Source organism: Microbacterium sp. Nx66 (assembly GCF_904066215.1).
Taxonomy (GTDB): Bacteria; Actinomycetota; Actinomycetes; order Actinomycetales; family Microbacteriaceae; genus Microbacterium; species Microbacterium meiriae.
The window spans coordinates 2976631-2991142 of record NZ_LR880474.1; the positions used below are offsets into that span (position 1 = coordinate 2976631).

The window sequence follows — 14512 nt, forward strand, 5'->3', positions numbered from 1 at the left end:
ACCCCTCCCGTCGGCTCTCAGACGGGGCACAGCTTCGGAGATCCCGACCGACACTCCGGCACCCAGAAGCTGCGCCCCGCGTGTCGTCTGTCATCTCCGAAGTTGTGGCCAGGAGGGCGGCGGAGTGGGGACGACGAAGGGGCGGATGCTGTCGCATCCGCCCCTTCGGGTGACCGTGTCGAGGATCAGTCGTTGCCGGTGATCGCCAGGTCGGGCGTGCCGGAGATGGCGCCGCCGCCGGTGTTGACGCCGACCGCGACCTTCTCGCCGCGCGGGCCGTGCTCGAACAGGAACTCCCCGTCCTTCGCGTCGACCTTCACGTGGTCGCCCGAGTCGAGCTCGCCGTGCAGGATCTTCTCCGACAGACGGTCCTCGATCTCGTGCTGCATCGCGCGACGCAGCGGACGAGCACCCAGAGCCGGGTCGAAGCCGATCTCGATCAGGCGCTCCTTGGCCGACTGCGACAGCTCGATCGTCATGTCGCGGTCGAGCAGACGCTCGCCGAGGCGCTTCGTGAACAGGTCCACGATCTGCACCAGCTCGCTCTTGCTCAGCTGCGGGAAGACGATGATGTCGTCGACGCGGTTGAGGAACTCGGGCTTGAAGTGCCGCTTGAGCTCCTCGTTGACCTTGCCCTTCATCCGCTCGTAGCTCGTGGCGTTGTTGCCCTCGATCTGGAAGCCCACGGGGCCTCCGGCGATGTCACGCGCACCGAGGTTCGTGGTCATGATGATGACCGTGTTCTTGAAGTCCACGATCCGACCCTGGCCGTCGGTGAGGCGACCCTCCTCGAGGATCTGCAGCAGCGAGTTGAAGATGTCCGGGTGGGCCTTCTCGATCTCATCGAAGAGGACCACGCTGAACGGCTTGCGCCGCACCTTCTCCGTGAGCTGACCGCCCTCTTCGAAGCCGACGAACCCGGGAGGGGCACCGAACAGCCGCGAGACGGTGTGCTTCTCGCCGAACTCGCTCATGTCGAGCGAGATGAGCGCGGCCTCGTCGTCGAAGAGGAACTCCGCGAGCGCCTTGGCCAGCTCGGTCTTTCCGACGCCCGTGGGGCCGGCGAAGATGAACGAGCCGGAGGGACGCTTCGGGTCCTTGAGGCCGGCACGCTGACGACGAATGGTCTTGGAGAGGGCCGCGATGGCCTCCTCCTGGCCGATGACGCGCTGGTGCAGCGCCTTCTCCATGAAGACGAGTCGGCTGGACTCCTCCTCGGTCAGCTTGAACACGGGGATGCCGGTCGCCTGGGCGAGCACCTCGGCGATCAGACCCTCGTCGACGACCGCCTGGGTCGCGACGTCGCCCGCACGCCACTGCTTCTCCAGACGCAGGCGCTCGGCGAGGAGGCTCTTCTCCTCATCGCGCAGGGAGGCGGCCTTCTCGAAGTCCTGCTCCTCGGAGGCGATCTCCTTCTGCTCGCGCACGGCGGCGATCTTCTCGTCGAACTCGCGCAGCTCGGGCGGGCTCGACAGGATCGACAGACGCAGGCGGGCGCCGGCCTCGTCGATCAGGTCGATGGCCTTGTCCGGGAGGAACCGGTCCGAGACGTAGCGGTCGGCGAGGTTCGCCGCGGCCACGATCGCACCGTCGGTGATCTGCACCTTGTGGTGCGCCTCGTACCGGTCGCGCAGCCCCTTGAGGATGTTGATCGCGTGCGGCAGCGTCGGCTCGTTCACCTGCACCGGCTGGAAGCGGCGCTCGAGCGCGGCGTCCTTCTCGAAGTGCTTGCGGTACTCGTCGAGCGTGGTGGCGCCGATGGTCTGGAGCTCACCGCGCGCGAGCAGCGGCTTGAGGATGCTGGCCGCGTCGATCGCGCCCTCGGCGGCGCCCGCACCCACGAGGGTGTGGATCTCGTCGATGAAGACGATGATGTCGCCGCGCGTGCGGATCTCCTTGGTGACCTTCTTCAGCCGCTCCTCGAAGTCACCGCGGTAGCGGGACCCGGCGATGAGCGAGCCGAGGTCGAGCGAGTAGAGCTGCTTGTCCTTCAGCGTCTCGGGCACATCGCCCTTGACGATCGCCTGGGCGAGGCCCTCGACGACGGCGGTCTTGCCGACGCCGGGCTCGCCGATCAGGACGGGGTTGTTCTTGGAGCGGCGGGAGAGGATCTGCATGACCCGCTCCGCCTCCTTCTCGCGCCCGATGACCGGGTCGAGCTTGTTGTCGCGCGCGGCCTGCGTGAGGTTGCGACCGAACTGGTCGAGCACCTGCGAGCCGCCCTGCGCACCCGACGGGGTGTCGTTGGACTGCGCGCCGACGGACGCGGGCTCGCGGCCCGGAGCGCCGGAGAGCAGCTGGATCACCTGTTGCCGCACCTTGTTGAGGTCGGCGCCCAGCTTGACGAGCACCTGAGCGGCCACGCCCTCACCCTCGCGGATGAGGCCGAGGAGGATGTGCTCGGTGCCGATGTAGTTGTGACCGAGCTGCAGGGCCTCGCGGAGGCTCAGCTCGAGCACCTTCTTGGCGCGCGGCGTGAACGGGATGTGGCCGGTCGGCTGCTGCTGACCCTGGCCGATGATGTCCTGCACCTGCTCGCGCACGGCGTCGAGGGAGATGCCGAGCGACTCCAGCGCCTTGGCTGCGACGCCCTCGCCCTCGTGGATGAGGCCGAGCAGGATGTGCTCGGTGCCGATGTAGTTGTGGTTGAGCATCTTCGCCTCTTCTTGGGCGAGGACGACCACTCGACGGGCTCGGTCCGTGAATCTCTCGAACATGTTGACTCCTTATTCGCACGGGGCGAAGACGCATGAAGCGCTTGTACATCGAGAGTAACGACCAGAAATGGCGGGTATGCCCGTGTTCGCCGTGGGCATAGCGAGGCCTTGACGGGTTTATCGACAGTCGTTATGTTAACGAAAGTCGATAAACACCGACCCACAGGAGGAGCACATGCTCGCCACGGAAAGACACCCTTCGCTCGCCGACGGCATCGCGCTCGGGCTCATCGCCACCGGTGCCGTCAGCGTCGGGATCGGCGCCATCGTCGCGGTCGCCCAGGCCGCCGACGCCCTGTTCTCCCCGTCGCCCACGGTCGTGATGCCGGTGCACGACGTCGACCTCTCCGCCCTCGACGGGGTGGCCGGGATCGAGGGCGCCGCCGTCGACTCCGCCCTCGTCACCCTCACCGCGCCGCCCACGGGCGCCCGCTGGCTGCTGCTGCTGGAGACGGCGCTGCCCGCGCTCGCCACCGTGGCCCTGTGCGCGGTGGTCTGGTGGCTGGGCGTCTCCCTCATCCGCTCCCGCCCGTTCCGCGCCTCCCTCGGGTGGATGTTCGCCGTAGCCGCCTGTCTGCTGATGGCGGGCACGCTGTTCGGCCAGCTCGCCGGCGGCATCGGCCGGGCAGAGATCGTGAAGGACCTCGCCGCGACCGACCCCGCGGTCGAGGACGTCCTGTGGACGCTGCTCATGGAGTTCGATCTCGCACCCGTCGGGTGGGCGTTCGCGCTGGCTCTCGTGGCCGGCGTCTTCACCATCGGCCGCCGCCTGCAGCGCGACACGGAGGGACTGGTCTGATGGCCACCACCGCCACCCGCTCCGAGCGGGCCGATGCGATCACCGTCATCCTCTATGCGGCGGCGGCCCTCGTGACCGTCGGCATCGCGACGGTGCTCCGCGTGGGCGGCACCTTCCGCGACGACGGGATCGCGTGGACGCTCCCCATCGACGAGCAGCCGATCTCGGCGACCACCGATTCCGGGCAGATCTCGATCGAGGGCATCGCGCAGGAGGCGATGGTCTTCGCGACGGGGGTGAACAGCGTGTCGATCGCCGCCATCGTCGCCGCCATCGCGCTGTGGGCCCTGGCCGCCGTCGCCGTCATCGGCGCGGTCACGCTCGTCGCCTGGAACTTCCTCCGCGGACGGTTCTTCGTGCCGGGCAATGCGCGCGCCTTCGACGTGATCGGCTGGACGCTGGTGCTCGCACCGATGGCGATCGTGATGCTCGAGACGATGGGACGCAACGGCGTGACCGCGGCGCTCGGCCTCGGCGACGGGGAACCCGTGCACCCGATCGAGTTCTGGGCGATCGCGCCGATCTTCGCCACCGGGGTCACCGTCGGCCTCATCGCCGTCGCGTTCCGTCGCGGCATCCGGCTGCAACAGGAGAAGGTCGTGCTGGAGAAGGAGACGGAGGGACTGGTCTGATGATCTCGTTCGGTTCGGAGGCCGTCTGGCCGTCTCTGCTCAACATCGGGATCGCGCTCGCGGTCTGCGCGGCCGTCGTCGCCCTCGTGGTCTGGAACAGCCGTCGCCGTGGCAGTCGCACGGTCGCCCTCGACGCGGCGCTCACGCTGTCCGGGTGGTGGATCACGCTCTCCGCGCTAGGCGCGGTGGTCATCGTCGTCAAGGCCTTCACCGTGGACTGGGCGGAGCTGCACGGTGCGACGACGGTCTTCCTCGACTGGCCCTCCAGCCTCCCGTGCTCGGAGTACGGCGACAGCACGACGACCATGCTCACCTGCGGCGGCACGGAGCTGTCGGACTTCACGGTGGGCAACGCCTCGCTCGGGCTGCGCCTCCTCGCTGCGGCCGCACAGCTCAGCACCCTCGCCCTGACCACGATCCCCGCCGTGGTCCTCGCGCTCATCTGCTTCCACACCCTCCGCGGCCGCGCGTTCTCCCGCACCGTGACCCGCGCCCTCGTCGGGGGTGCGATCGCGTTCGGGGTGCTGGGCGTTCTCTCGGACCTCCTCAACGGCATCGCCGCCACCACCGGACTGCGGGAGGCCCTGCCGGCGGACAGCACCTGGTATCCGCAGACCTACTGGCTCACCGTGACACCGCTGCCGTTCGCCGCGGCGCTCGGCCTCCTCGCCCTCGCCGCGGTGTTCCGTCAGGGCATGCGCGTGGAGCAGGAGCGGGCCGCCCTGGAGCGCGAGACGGAGGGGCTGGTGTGAGCCCGGCGGAGAGCGACGACGAGTTCACGGGCATTCACTGCCGTCTGGACGAGCTGCTGGCGGCTCGCGGGATGACGCTGACGGAGCTGAGCGCCGCCGTGGGCGTCAGCATCGTGAACCTGTCCGTGCTGAAGAACGACCGCGCCCGCGCGATCCGCTACTCCACGTTGCGGGCCATCTGCGAGGCGCTCGACTGCGAGGTCGGCGACCTCCTCGTCCTCGCCGATCGCTGACTCCCGTCGACCCGCCCCCTTGAGCGCGCCCCGGCCTCTTGCGGACGCACGCAGGGGGCCGAGACGCACGAAGAGGGGTGGGTCGGCGGAAGGGCGAGCACGGTCTCACAGTGGATTGCAAGCCCCTTCTATGAGTCGGCTGTGAGTGGATACGGTCGTCCCATGATCAGCACCCGCACCCCCTCGCGTCGCGGCCTCCGCCTCCTGGCGATCGTCCCGGCCGCTGCCCTCGCCTTCTCCCTCGCCGCCTGCGCCGGAGAGAGCCGCCCCTCGGTCGACGATGTCGCCGACGGCATCCAGAAGGTCTTCGAGGGCACCCCGCAGGAAGAGGCCATGACCGACGATGCCGCCACCTGCCTGGCCGAGGCCCTGGTCGACTCCGACCTCAGTGATGAGACGCTCGGCTACATCGCCGACGGGGAGGACAAGCAGCGGGACGAGGCAGACAAGGCCCTGACGACCCAGATCATCCAGGACAACCTCCAAGACTGCGTCACGCCCTGAGGGCGGGATCGCAGCGAGGGATGACGGCCTCGGGAGGGCGGCCGTCATCCTTCGTCATATCCGCCCAGGGAATTCTCAGGCTCTCCTAGCGTTGAGCCTCATGGCGTGCACCCGGCGCGCCGCGATTCTGGAGTCCCCACCTCAATGAGCACCACCGCACGCGCCCAGAAGGCGCCAGACACCCGCGGGCCGGTCCGGAAGCTGCTGACCTCGTTCGGCTTCCAGATCATCGCCGCCCTCGTCCTCGGCATCGCCGCCGGTCTGATCGGCCGCCAGCTCGGCGCCACGGCCGAGAACCCGACCGCCCTGTCGGGCACCCTCGACACGATCGGCAGCTCCTATGTGACGCTGCTCCGCGCGGCCGTCGTCCCGCTGATCTTCACCGCGATCGTCGCCAGCATCTCGAACCTCCGTCGCGTGCAGAACGCCGCCCGCCTCGCCGGCCAGACGATCCTGTGGTTCGCGATCACCGCTTTCATCGCGGTCATCATCGGCATCGTCCTCGGCCTCGTGATCCAGCCGGGCAGCCACGCCGGCGACGGCCTGGAGCCCGGCGAGCCGTATACGGTCGGCACCTGGTGGAACTTCCTGCTCGGTCTCATCCCGCAGAACTTCCTCGGCCTGACCGTCAGCACCTCCCCCGGCGCCACCGAGGGTGCGTTCACCTCGAGCGTCGGCTTCAACATCCTCCAGGTGATCGTGGTCGCGGCCGTCGTCGGCATCGCGGCGCTCAAGGCCGGCAAGAAGGCCGAGCCGTTCCTCGTCTTCACCGAGTCGCTGCTCAAGGTCATCCAGCGCGTGCTGTGGTGGATCATCCGCATCGCGCCCCTGGGCACGTTCGGCCTCATCGGCTCCGCCGTCATCAAGTACGGCTGGGAGAAGCTCGCCTCCCTCGGCTGGTTCGCGGGCGCGGTCTACATCGGCCTCGCGCTCGTGCTGTTCGTCGTGTATCCGATCCTGGTGCGCACGCACGGCCTCTCCATCAAGCAGTACTTCTCGGGTGTGTGGCCCGCAGTGCAGCTCGCTTTCGTGAGCCGCTCCTCGATCGGCACGCTCCCCCTCACGGAGCGCGTGACCGAGCGCAACCTCGGCGTCCCCCGCTCCTACGCCTCGTTCGCGGTGCCGCTGGGCGCGACGACGAAGATGGACGGCTGCGCCGCGATCTACCCGGCCATCGCCGCGATCTTCGTGGCGCAGTTCTTCGGCATCGAGCTGAACTTCGTGCAGTACCTCCTGATCGTGATCGTCTCGGTCGTCGGTTCCGCCGCCACCGCCGGCACCACGGGCGCGGTCGTCATGCTCACGCTGACGCTGTCCACCCTGGGACTGCCGCTCGAGGGTGTCGGTCTGCTGCTCGCGATCGACCCGATCCTCGACATGGGCCGTACGGCGGTGAATGTCGCGGGTCAGGCACTCGTCCCCGCGATCGTCGCGAAGCGCGAGGGCATCCTCGACGAGGAGCTCTACAACGCACCCCGCGAGGGCCTGCCCTTCGCCGACGACTCCGGCGACGACGCCCCCGAGGCCGACGCCGCTTCCACCCCGGAGCCCGCCGGCGCGCGCTGACCCGGTCTCCTCACGAGCGCCCCACTTCCTTCCGGAGGTGGGGCGCTCTTGTCTCCCCTCCCCACCCCCGTCGACCCACCCCTTTGCGTGCGTCCCGGCCCGTTGCGGGCGGTCGCAGAGGGGTGGGTCGACCGGAAGGGGGTGGGTCGAGGGGAAGGAGGGGTCAGCTGCGGCTCAGGGGGCGGGTCGCGCCGCGGGTGTCGAGCGCGAGCTCCTCGGCGTCCATCGCGGCCAGCAGCTCCCGCATGACCTCCTCGTCGAGCTCCCCGGCATCGCGCTCAGCGACGAGGATCTCCCGTCGCACCTGCAGCCATCCCTTGGTCAGCGCGACGAGGTCGTCGTAGGACGGGCGGGCCACGGTGTCCTCGACCTGCTGCGCGTCGTCGGTGTCCTTCTCCACCCGGGTCATGCGCTTCGTGAACGCGTCGAACATGCCGAGGTCGACCTCGCCGTGCTTCTGCTCCCACTCCCGACGCTTCTCGGCGAGATAGGCCTTGCCCGCCTCGCGGCTCTTGGCCTTGACCGTCTCCAACGCCGCGACGTCCTCCTCGTGCTCCTCATCCCCGGCGATCTCCAAGCGCCGGATGAGCAGCGGCAGCGTGAGCCCCTGCAGCAGGAGCGTGCCGACGGTGACGATGAAGGCGACCACGACGATGGCGTGCGCGGCCTCGGTGTCGAGGCCGGCCAGGTCGGCGGCGGCCACCGCGATCGCCAGGGTCACCACGCCGCGCATGCCCGCCCAGGAGATGACCGCGTTGTCCTTCCACGTGAGCCGCAGACCCGCCATGCGCTCCCGCACGATCTGCGTCCGCAGCTCGTCCGTGCTCTGGTCCCGCCATCGCCGGGACCGCCGGCGACGCTCGTCGAACTCCCCGGAAGCGATGCCACGGTCCATGCGTGCGAGCCGGCGGCGGTCCTGGAAGTTCGACCAGGCGCTGATCGGGTAGATGTAGAGCGGCCGGACGACGAGCACCACGAGCAGCACGGCGCCGGAGAGCAGGAGGATGTGCCCCACCGACTCGCTGCCGAGGTCGTTGAGCACCCGCGGGAACTGGAGGCCGATGTAGGCGAACACGAAGCTCTCCAGCAGCAGGTCGGCCGACAGCCACAGCGGCGCCTCCTGCTGCCGGGTCGTGTAGTCGGTGCGCGGGGCGTTGAAGCCGACGAAGAGGCCCATGGCCACGACCGCGAGGACGCCGGAGCCGAGCAGATGCTCCGCGATGTTGTACGCACCGAACGGGGCGAGAAGACCGAAGGTGCCGATCACGACGGGGTCGCCGATGCGCATCCGGAGCTGGTGCAGCACGATTCCGAAGACGAGCCCGATCCCCACCCCTACGCCGACAGCGAGGAGGAACTGCCCGACGCCGCCCCCGATCGACACGGTCGCCCCGGCGAGGATCGCGGCGAACACCCGGTAGAGCGTGAGCGAGGTCGCGTCGTTGATGAGGCTCTCCCCCGACAGCACCGTCATGATGCGGCGGGGCAGACCGAGACGACGACCGATCGCCGCCGCCGACACCGCGTCCGGCGGAGCGACGATGGCCCCGAGCAGCAGCGCGCCCGGCAGCGTGAGCGACGGCAGGATCCACCAGGCCACGAGTCCGACGGCGAACGCGGTGAGCAGCACCAGCCAGATCCCGAGACGGCGGATCTGCGGGAGGCTGCGCTTGAACCCGACGAACGACACGTCGAGGGCGGCGGAGTACAGCAACGGCGGCAGCACGAGGCCGAGCAGCAGGTGCCCGTCGATCTCCAGCTCCGGCACGAACGGCAGGAACGACGCGGCCAGCGCGACGACGGTCACGAGCAGCGGGGCCGGCCATCCGCGCCACCGCGCGACGGCGGCCACGGCGACGGCTCCGACGAGGACGTAGAAGATCCCGGCTTCCATGCGGAAAGCGTAGCGGCGTCGTCCGCGCTCCCCGGTCCGCGGAGCATGGGCGGGGTGTCAGTCGCGGACGGGGCGCTCCCGTCCCGGCCCGTCCGCATCGAGGGCTTCGCGGAGGCCCGCGTTCTCGTCTTGCAGGTCGAGGACCCGCGCGATCCCGGCGATGTTGATGCCGTCCCCGCGGAGTTCGGCCGCGCGACGCAGGCGGGTGATGTCGTCGTCGCTGTACCGACGCGTGCCGCCGTCACTGCGAGCGGGCGCGAGAAGCCCCTTGCTCTCGAAGAGTCGGATCGTCGCCTCCGGCAGGTCGACGAGCTGGGCGGCGACGGCGATGCCGTAGAGCGGGGTGCGCGAGTCGCGTGCGGTCATCCGGGTGTCCTCAGGTCGGGGTTGCGAAGAATCCTGCAAGTGTTCTATAACAAATCTACACCTGACGTGCAGATAATCTGCACACCACCTCAGCCCTTGCAGGGCCGCACGAAAGGAGAAACCTCATGGCACTGACCTTCGATCCCTTCAGCCAGCTCGACCGCTTCGCCGCGAGCGTCTTGGACTCCGTGCGCGCGCCCCGGTCGATGCCGGTGGACCTGTACCGCGACGGGGACCGCTACATCCTGCACGCCGACCTCCCCGGCGCCGACCCGGGCTCCATCGACGTCGACCTCGACGGCGGTCAGCTCACGATCCGCGCCCAGCGCACGGCCGACACCCGTGAGGGCGTGCGCTGGCTCGCCCGCGAGCGCGGGGCCGGGTCGTTCCTGCGCCAGTTCTCGCTCGGCGACGGTGTGGACCTCGACAACATCAGCGCCTCGTATGAGAGCGGTGTCCTGTCGGTCGTCATCCCCGTCAGCGAGCGGGCGAAGCCGCGCAAGATCGTCGTCGAGTCCGGCGAACAGCGCCAGGCGATCGACGCCTGATCATCCTGGGGGCGGTGCACTCGCGCCGCCCCCGCTCTTCTCCTCTTCTCACGGAAAGGACGACGAATCATGGCACTCTCCTCGACCCTCGACCGTTTCCTCGCCGACATGGAGTACCCGGCGACCCGCGACGATCTCCTGCGCGAAGCGACGCGGGACGGGCTACCGGCGGAAGATCGCGCGGTGCTGCGCGACCTGCCCGAACAGAGCTACAGCGCCGCCTGGCTCATCCGCTACCGCCTCGCCCGCACCGCCCTCGCCGACGCGCTCACCCCCGCCTCGCGACTCGCCGCCTAGGGAATGCCGGAGCGGCCGCCGAGGTTACATCCGGAGATGAACGACGTCGCCCTCTCCGTCCTCGACCTCGTGCCGGTCCGCTCCGGCCAGACCAGCGCCGAGGCCATCTCCGCCTCCCTCTCCCTCGCCGCGACCGCCGACCGGCTCGGCTACCGCCGGTACTGGTTCGCCGAGCACCACAACATGCCCGCGGTCGCCTCGACCACGCCGCCGGTCCTCATCGCGGCCGCCGCCACGCGCACCTCCCGCATCCGTCTCGGCTCCGGCGGCGTCATGCTCCCGAACCACGCGCCCCTCATCGTGGCCGAGCAGTTCGCCGCCCTGGAGGCCATCGCGCCCGGACGTATCGACCTGGGCCTCGGCCGCGCCCCCGGCAGCGACCCCGTGATCACCCAGCTCCTCCGGGGATCCGGGACCACCAGCGACGTGGAGCAGTTCCCCCGCCACGTGCAGGACATCGCGGCGCTCTTCACCGCCGACGGCGCCACCGTGCGCTTCACCTCCGGCGGGGAGTACACCGTGCGGGCGACCCCCGCCGCGACAGGAGTGCCCGAGGTGTGGCTGCTGGGGTCGAGCGACTACTCCGCACAGCTCGCCGCCTCCCTCGGCCTGCCGTACGTGTTCGCGAACCACTTCTCCGGACAGGGCCTGGAACGCGCCCTCGACCTCTACCGCACGAACTACCGTCCGAGCGAGGAGCATCCGGAGCCGCGGACCTTCCTCACCGTGAACGCCGTCGCGGCACCGACCGCGGAGGAGGCGGAGGCCCGCGCCCTCCCGCAGCTGCGGATGATGGCGCGACTCCGGCTCAACCAGCCGCTCGTCGCGCTGGAGACCGTCGAACAGGCCCTCGCCGCAGAGCACGACGCCGCAACGGACCAGGTGGTCGAGGCCGCGCGGTCACGGTGGTTCGTCGGCACCGGGGAGTCCGTCGCCGCGGAGGTCCGCTCCTTCGCGACGACCTACGGGGTGGACGAGGTCATGCTCTCCCCCGTCGCCGGAGCCTACGACGCGGAGCCGAAGGACTCGGCTGCGGGGCGCGCCCAGACGCTGGAGCTCGTCGCGGGGGCGTGAGTCGCGTCTCGCGTCGCGGGCGCGTGAGTCACGTCGCGGGCGCGTGAGTCACGTCGCGGGATCGATAACGGTCCCCCGCGCGGTCCGGCCGGCACTCTTTTGATCCCGGGTCCGGCCCCTTCCGAGGTGTGGGATCGATAACGGCCCCCGCCTGTCCTGCGCGGCGCCTTTCTGATCCCGCACCCTTGACACCCGCCGCCCCCTCGCTCACGCCATGTGCGCCGCGCGCCTCAGCACGCGGGACCAGAAACGTGCCTCGGACCGCGATCGGAGGGGCATCTCTGATCCCGCTCGACGGGGACGTCTCCGCCACACGTCCACGTAGGTCCGGGTTTTCCACAGGAGTCGGACGGAGTGAGAACAGATCGTTGGAGGGCGGGCACGCCACGGACAGCATGGACGCATGCGACACCGGATCCCTCTTCCACCTGACCTCGGCCCTCACTTCGCCGTGCGCGACGCCGCCGCCAACGGGGTCGGGCGGAAGAGGTACTCCAGCAGAGACCTCTCGCGGCCGTTCGCCGGCGTGCGGTCGACGGTGGAGCCCGCCACGTTCGACGATCGAGTCGCCTCCTACCTGCCGCGCCTCCGCCAGGGCCAGGCCTTCGCCGGCCGTACGGCCCTGCGACTGTGGGGCCTTCCCACACCCGTCCGCTGGTCGCCCGGCGAGCCCCTCGATGTCGCTGTGCCCACCGGGACATCACCGCCCCGGACGGCCGGTGTCCGGGGGCGTCGTATCGCGCCCGGACGGGCAGATGCGTGGCACATCCACGGAGTGCCGACGGTCGACCCGGTCAGCACACTGTTCCTGTGTGCACGGGAGTTCGCGTCGACGCCGATGGTCGTCGCGCTCGATGCCCTGCTCACGGCGTCCGATGTCTATCCGGGGCTGAGGACGGGCCGGCCTGTGGCAACCGCGGACAGCATCGAACGGCACTTGGTGCGCTGGGAACGCTTCCCCGGGTGCGGCCGCATCCGAGAGGCGCTGCCGCTCGCGCGCCCGGGTGTCGAGTCCCCGAAGGAGACGGAGACCCGCCTGCTGCTCGTGAGCCTCGGACTGCCGGAGCCCGCCGTCCAGCACGTCGTCTCCACGGGCGGACGCTTCCTCGCCAGGGTCGACCTCGCCTATCCGGAATACCGCATCGCCATCGAATACGAAGGCGACGGCCACCGGACGGACCGCGATCAGTGGCGGGCCGATATCCGGCGCCAACGCGACCTCGAAGACCACGGGTGGCTCGTGATCCGGATGACCGAGCTCGATCTGCGCGATGGCGGAACGGTTCTCGCCGCGCGCGTCCGTCGTGCGCTCGACGTTCGACGCCACCTCTGGGGTTGAGGTCCGTGTCACGGGCCGAACGGGAAGGCTTCTCCCCGGGAAGGGGCTGGCCCCGGGCCGCACTGAGGCGTAGCCTCGGCCGCAGAGAGAGGGGTTCGACGATGAGCACCAAGACACTCGCACTGTGGGTCGCCTACGGGACGAACGGTGTGGTGGGGAGCATCCGCCACGATGAGGACGGCTATGTGGTGACCATGGCGGGAGCGGACGCGGCGGCCGGAACCTATCCCAGCCTCGCCTCTGCGAAGGGCGCGCTGCATTCCCGCATGCTGCCCGGCAGCGCCTGGCCGCGGTTCCAGGAGCACTGAGCACCCCACCACGCGTGCGGGATCGAAAAGGCGCCTCCCGCGACGGGGAGAGGCGCGAATCTGACCCCGCAGTGATCGCTACCGCGGGAGCGAGGCGGTATCTCCGCGTGGGTGTGTCCGGACGCTGCCCCGCAAGGCCTCGAGTGCCGGGATCAGACGCGCTCGTCCCGCACAGCCTCAGGCGCCGGGATCAAAAGGGTTCCTCGCCGCGCCCGGAGACGCGCATTCTCGAACCCACGTGGATGATGCGGCGCGATGCGGGATGGAGAACGTGCGCGAGTCGGGCCGGGGACGTGCGTTTTCGATCCCGCACCCGGCATCCCTGCGGGACTCCAGGACTCCGGGACTGCGGGCCGGCGGGCCGGCGGGACTGCGGGACGGAATCCGCGCGTTGCCCGCGTCGGGGAGGCGCGAGATGGATCCCGCATGCGCACGGCACACGGGGGCGCGCGACGCACGGGCCGCGGCGAGACTCAGGCCTCGGGTTCGCCGGAGAGGATGCCGCGGAGCCAGTCGCGGGCCTCGATGAAGACCTCGTCCGAGTAGCGGTCGGGGTACTGCACGATCTGCCGATCGGCACGGGGATAGGACCCGAGGAACACCACGCGGGGGCTGAAGCGGCGGATCCCGAGCAGGGCGTCGGCCATCCGCTCGTGCTCGATGTGGCCGTCCGCGTCGATCACGAACCGGTACCGGCCGAGCTCGTCGCCGATGGGCCGGGACTCGATGAGCGAGAGGTTGATGCCGCGCGTCGAGAACTGCTCCAGCATCTCGAGGAGCGAACCAGGGTGGTCGTGCGGGAGCTCCACGATCAACGAGGTCTTGTCGGCACCGGTCGGCGCGGGCGAACGCGTGGTCCGCGTGACGAGGACGAACCGGGTCACGGCCGCCGCGTTGTCGCCGATGCCCTCGGCGAGGACGTCCACGTCATAGTGCTGCACGATGCCCGGGGCGGCGATCGCGGCCTGCGCGGGCGAGCTGCCGTCGAGGACACCGATGGCCGAGGCGACGTTGCTCGCCGCCGGCACGTGCGAGTGGGTCGGGAGGTGTTCGCCGAGCCAGCCGTGGCACTGCGCGTAGGCGACAGGGTGCGCGGCGATGACCTCGACCTGGTCGAGAGTGGTGCCGCGCGGTGCGACGAGGACGAAGTTCACCCGCACGAGGTACTCGCCGATGATCCGGAGCCCCGGCAGAGTCGCCAGCGCATCCTGCGTGGTGGACACACCGCCCTCGATGGAGTTCTCGATCGCGATCATGGCCGCGTCGCTGCGTCCTTCGAGCACATCCGCGAGCGCCTCACCCACGTTGTGCACCGGCCGCCAGTCCTGCCCCCTGGCCTCGGCCACCTGGTCGAGCGCCGCCTCCGTGAAGGTTCCGGCTGGTCCGAGATAGCTGTAGGTGCGGCGTGCAGTCACGGCGTTCAGCCTATCCCTCGGTGACTCATCGCGATCCCGCATGTCAAGCCGGATGCGAGCATCCGCCG

The 14512-nt window shown here is 69.9% G+C and carries 15 protein-coding genes; 11 read left to right on the plus strand and 4 right to left on the minus strand.

Annotated elements, in window-relative coordinates; genetic code table 11:
* Positions 1–185: 185 nt before the first annotated feature.
* A complete protein-coding gene (locus MICNX66_RS14410; RefSeq protein ID WP_071329948.1) occupies positions 186–2717 on the minus strand; it encodes an ATP-dependent Clp protease ATP-binding subunit in 2532 nt (843 codons plus the stop codon).
* Between the two features lie 175 nt (positions 2718–2892).
* Between MICNX66_RS14410 and MICNX66_RS14415 the strand changes: the two genes are divergently transcribed.
* From MICNX66_RS14415 to MICNX66_RS14440, 6 genes are all read left to right on the plus strand, one after another.
* Entirely contained in the window at positions 2893–3516 is a 624-nt protein-coding gene (locus MICNX66_RS14415) for a hypothetical protein (RefSeq protein WP_187662438.1), read from the plus strand.
* A complete protein-coding gene (locus tag MICNX66_RS14420; protein ID WP_187662439.1) occupies positions 3516–4148 on the plus strand; it encodes a hypothetical protein in 633 nt (210 codons plus the stop codon). Before MICNX66_RS14415 ends, MICNX66_RS14420 begins: the two co-directional genes overlap by 1 nt.
* Positions 4148–4900, plus strand: a complete 753-nt coding sequence (locus tag MICNX66_RS14425) for a hypothetical protein (protein ID WP_187662440.1) — start codon at positions 4148–4150, stop codon at positions 4898–4900. Before MICNX66_RS14420 ends, MICNX66_RS14425 begins: the two co-directional genes overlap by 1 nt.
* Positions 4897–5133 carry a helix-turn-helix domain-containing protein gene (locus MICNX66_RS14430; protein ID WP_060922489.1) on the plus strand — a complete coding sequence of 79 codons (237 nt, stop codon included), beginning with the start codon at positions 4897–4899 and terminating at the stop codon, positions 5131–5133. The genes MICNX66_RS14425 and MICNX66_RS14430 overlap by 4 nt, the downstream gene beginning before the upstream one ends.
* A gap of 162 nt (positions 5134–5295) precedes the next feature.
* Complete coding sequence (locus MICNX66_RS14435) at positions 5296–5637, plus strand: hypothetical protein (RefSeq protein WP_187662441.1); 342 nt, start codon at positions 5296–5298, stop codon at positions 5635–5637.
* 144 nt (positions 5638–5781) lie between these two features.
* Positions 5782–7203, plus strand: coding sequence for a dicarboxylate/amino acid:cation symporter (locus MICNX66_RS14440; RefSeq protein ID WP_187662442.1), 1422 nt, complete (start codon positions 5782–5784; stop codon positions 7201–7203).
* A gap of 163 nt (positions 7204–7366) precedes the next feature.
* Here the strand turns inward: MICNX66_RS14440 and MICNX66_RS14445 are convergent, their stop codons facing one another.
* Both MICNX66_RS14445 and MICNX66_RS14450 read right to left on the minus strand, forming a co-directional pair.
* Positions 7367–9097, minus strand: a complete 1731-nt coding sequence (locus tag MICNX66_RS14445; RefSeq protein ID WP_187662443.1) for a cation:proton antiporter — start codon at positions 9095–9097, stop codon at positions 7367–7369.
* Between the two features lie 57 nt (positions 9098–9154).
* Positions 9155–9463, minus strand: coding sequence for a MerR family transcriptional regulator (locus MICNX66_RS14450; RefSeq protein ID WP_187662444.1), 309 nt, complete (start codon positions 9461–9463; stop codon positions 9155–9157).
* 125 nt (positions 9464–9588) lie between these two features.
* Here MICNX66_RS14450 and MICNX66_RS14455 point away from each other — a divergent pair, with 125 nt between their 5' ends.
* The 5 genes from MICNX66_RS14455 (at position 9589) to MICNX66_RS14475 (ending at position 13029) form a co-directional block, all read left to right on the plus strand.
* Positions 9589–10011, plus strand: a complete 423-nt coding sequence (locus tag MICNX66_RS14455; RefSeq protein WP_025105470.1) for an Hsp20/alpha crystallin family protein — start codon at positions 9589–9591, stop codon at positions 10009–10011.
* Positions 10012–10080: 69 nt separating this feature from the next.
* Positions 10081–10308, plus strand: coding sequence for a DUF2795 domain-containing protein (locus MICNX66_RS14460; protein WP_187662445.1), 228 nt, complete (start codon positions 10081–10083; stop codon positions 10306–10308).
* Between the two features lie 36 nt (positions 10309–10344).
* Entirely contained in the window at positions 10345–11382 is a 1038-nt protein-coding gene (locus MICNX66_RS14465; RefSeq protein WP_187662446.1) for an LLM class flavin-dependent oxidoreductase, read from the plus strand.
* 403 nt (positions 11383–11785) lie between these two features.
* A complete protein-coding gene (locus MICNX66_RS14470; protein ID WP_187662447.1) occupies positions 11786–12721 on the plus strand; it encodes an endonuclease domain-containing protein in 936 nt (311 codons plus the stop codon).
* Between the two features lie 101 nt (positions 12722–12822).
* Complete coding sequence (locus tag MICNX66_RS14475; protein WP_187662448.1) at positions 12823–13029, plus strand: methyltransferase; 207 nt, start codon at positions 12823–12825, stop codon at positions 13027–13029.
* 473 nt (positions 13030–13502) lie between these two features.
* Here MICNX66_RS14475 and pheA read toward each other — a convergent pair whose 3' ends face one another.
* Positions 13503–14486 (minus strand): prephenate dehydratase, encoded by a 984-nt coding sequence (pheA, locus tag MICNX66_RS14480; RefSeq protein ID WP_187662449.1) that lies wholly within the window; start codon positions 14484–14486, stop codon positions 13503–13505.
* Positions 14487–14512: the final 26 nt, after the last annotated feature.

Excerpts from the sequence above, each read along its gene's own strand:
- MICNX66_RS14410 (WP_071329948.1), bottom strand. The coding sequence starts at position 2,717 with ATGTTCGAGAGATTCACGGACCGAGCCCGTCGAGTGGTCGTCCTCGCC.
- MICNX66_RS14415 (WP_187662438.1), top strand. The coding sequence starts at position 2,893 with ATGCTCGCCACGGAAAGACACCCTTCGCTCGCCGACGGCATCGCGCTC.
- MICNX66_RS14420 (WP_187662439.1), top strand. The coding sequence starts at position 3,516 with ATGGCCACCACCGCCACCCGCTCCGAGCGGGCCGATGCGATCACCGTC.
- MICNX66_RS14425 (WP_187662440.1), top strand. The coding sequence starts at position 4,148 with ATGATCTCGTTCGGTTCGGAGGCCGTCTGGCCGTCTCTGCTCAACATC.
- MICNX66_RS14435 (WP_187662441.1), top strand. The coding sequence starts at position 5,296 with ATGATCAGCACCCGCACCCCCTCGCGTCGCGGCCTCCGCCTCCTGGCG.
- MICNX66_RS14440 (WP_187662442.1), top strand. The coding sequence starts at position 5,782 with ATGAGCACCACCGCACGCGCCCAGAAGGCGCCAGACACCCGCGGGCCG.
- MICNX66_RS14445 (WP_187662443.1), bottom strand. The coding sequence starts at position 9,097 with ATGGAAGCCGGGATCTTCTACGTCCTCGTCGGAGCCGTCGCCGTGGCC.
- MICNX66_RS14450 (WP_187662444.1), bottom strand. The coding sequence starts at position 9,463 with ATGACCGCACGCGACTCGCGCACCCCGCTCTACGGCATCGCCGTCGCC.
- MICNX66_RS14455 (WP_025105470.1), top strand. The coding sequence starts at position 9,589 with ATGGCACTGACCTTCGATCCCTTCAGCCAGCTCGACCGCTTCGCCGCG.
- MICNX66_RS14460 (WP_187662445.1), top strand. The coding sequence starts at position 10,081 with ATGGCACTCTCCTCGACCCTCGACCGTTTCCTCGCCGACATGGAGTAC.
- MICNX66_RS14465 (WP_187662446.1), top strand. The coding sequence starts at position 10,345 with ATGAACGACGTCGCCCTCTCCGTCCTCGACCTCGTGCCGGTCCGCTCC.
- MICNX66_RS14470 (WP_187662447.1), top strand. The coding sequence starts at position 11,786 with ATGCGACACCGGATCCCTCTTCCACCTGACCTCGGCCCTCACTTCGCC.
- MICNX66_RS14475 (WP_187662448.1), top strand. The coding sequence starts at position 12,823 with ATGAGCACCAAGACACTCGCACTGTGGGTCGCCTACGGGACGAACGGT.
- pheA (WP_187662449.1), bottom strand. The coding sequence starts at position 14,486 with ATGCGGGATCGCGATGAGTCACCGAGGGATAGGCTGAACGCCGTGACT.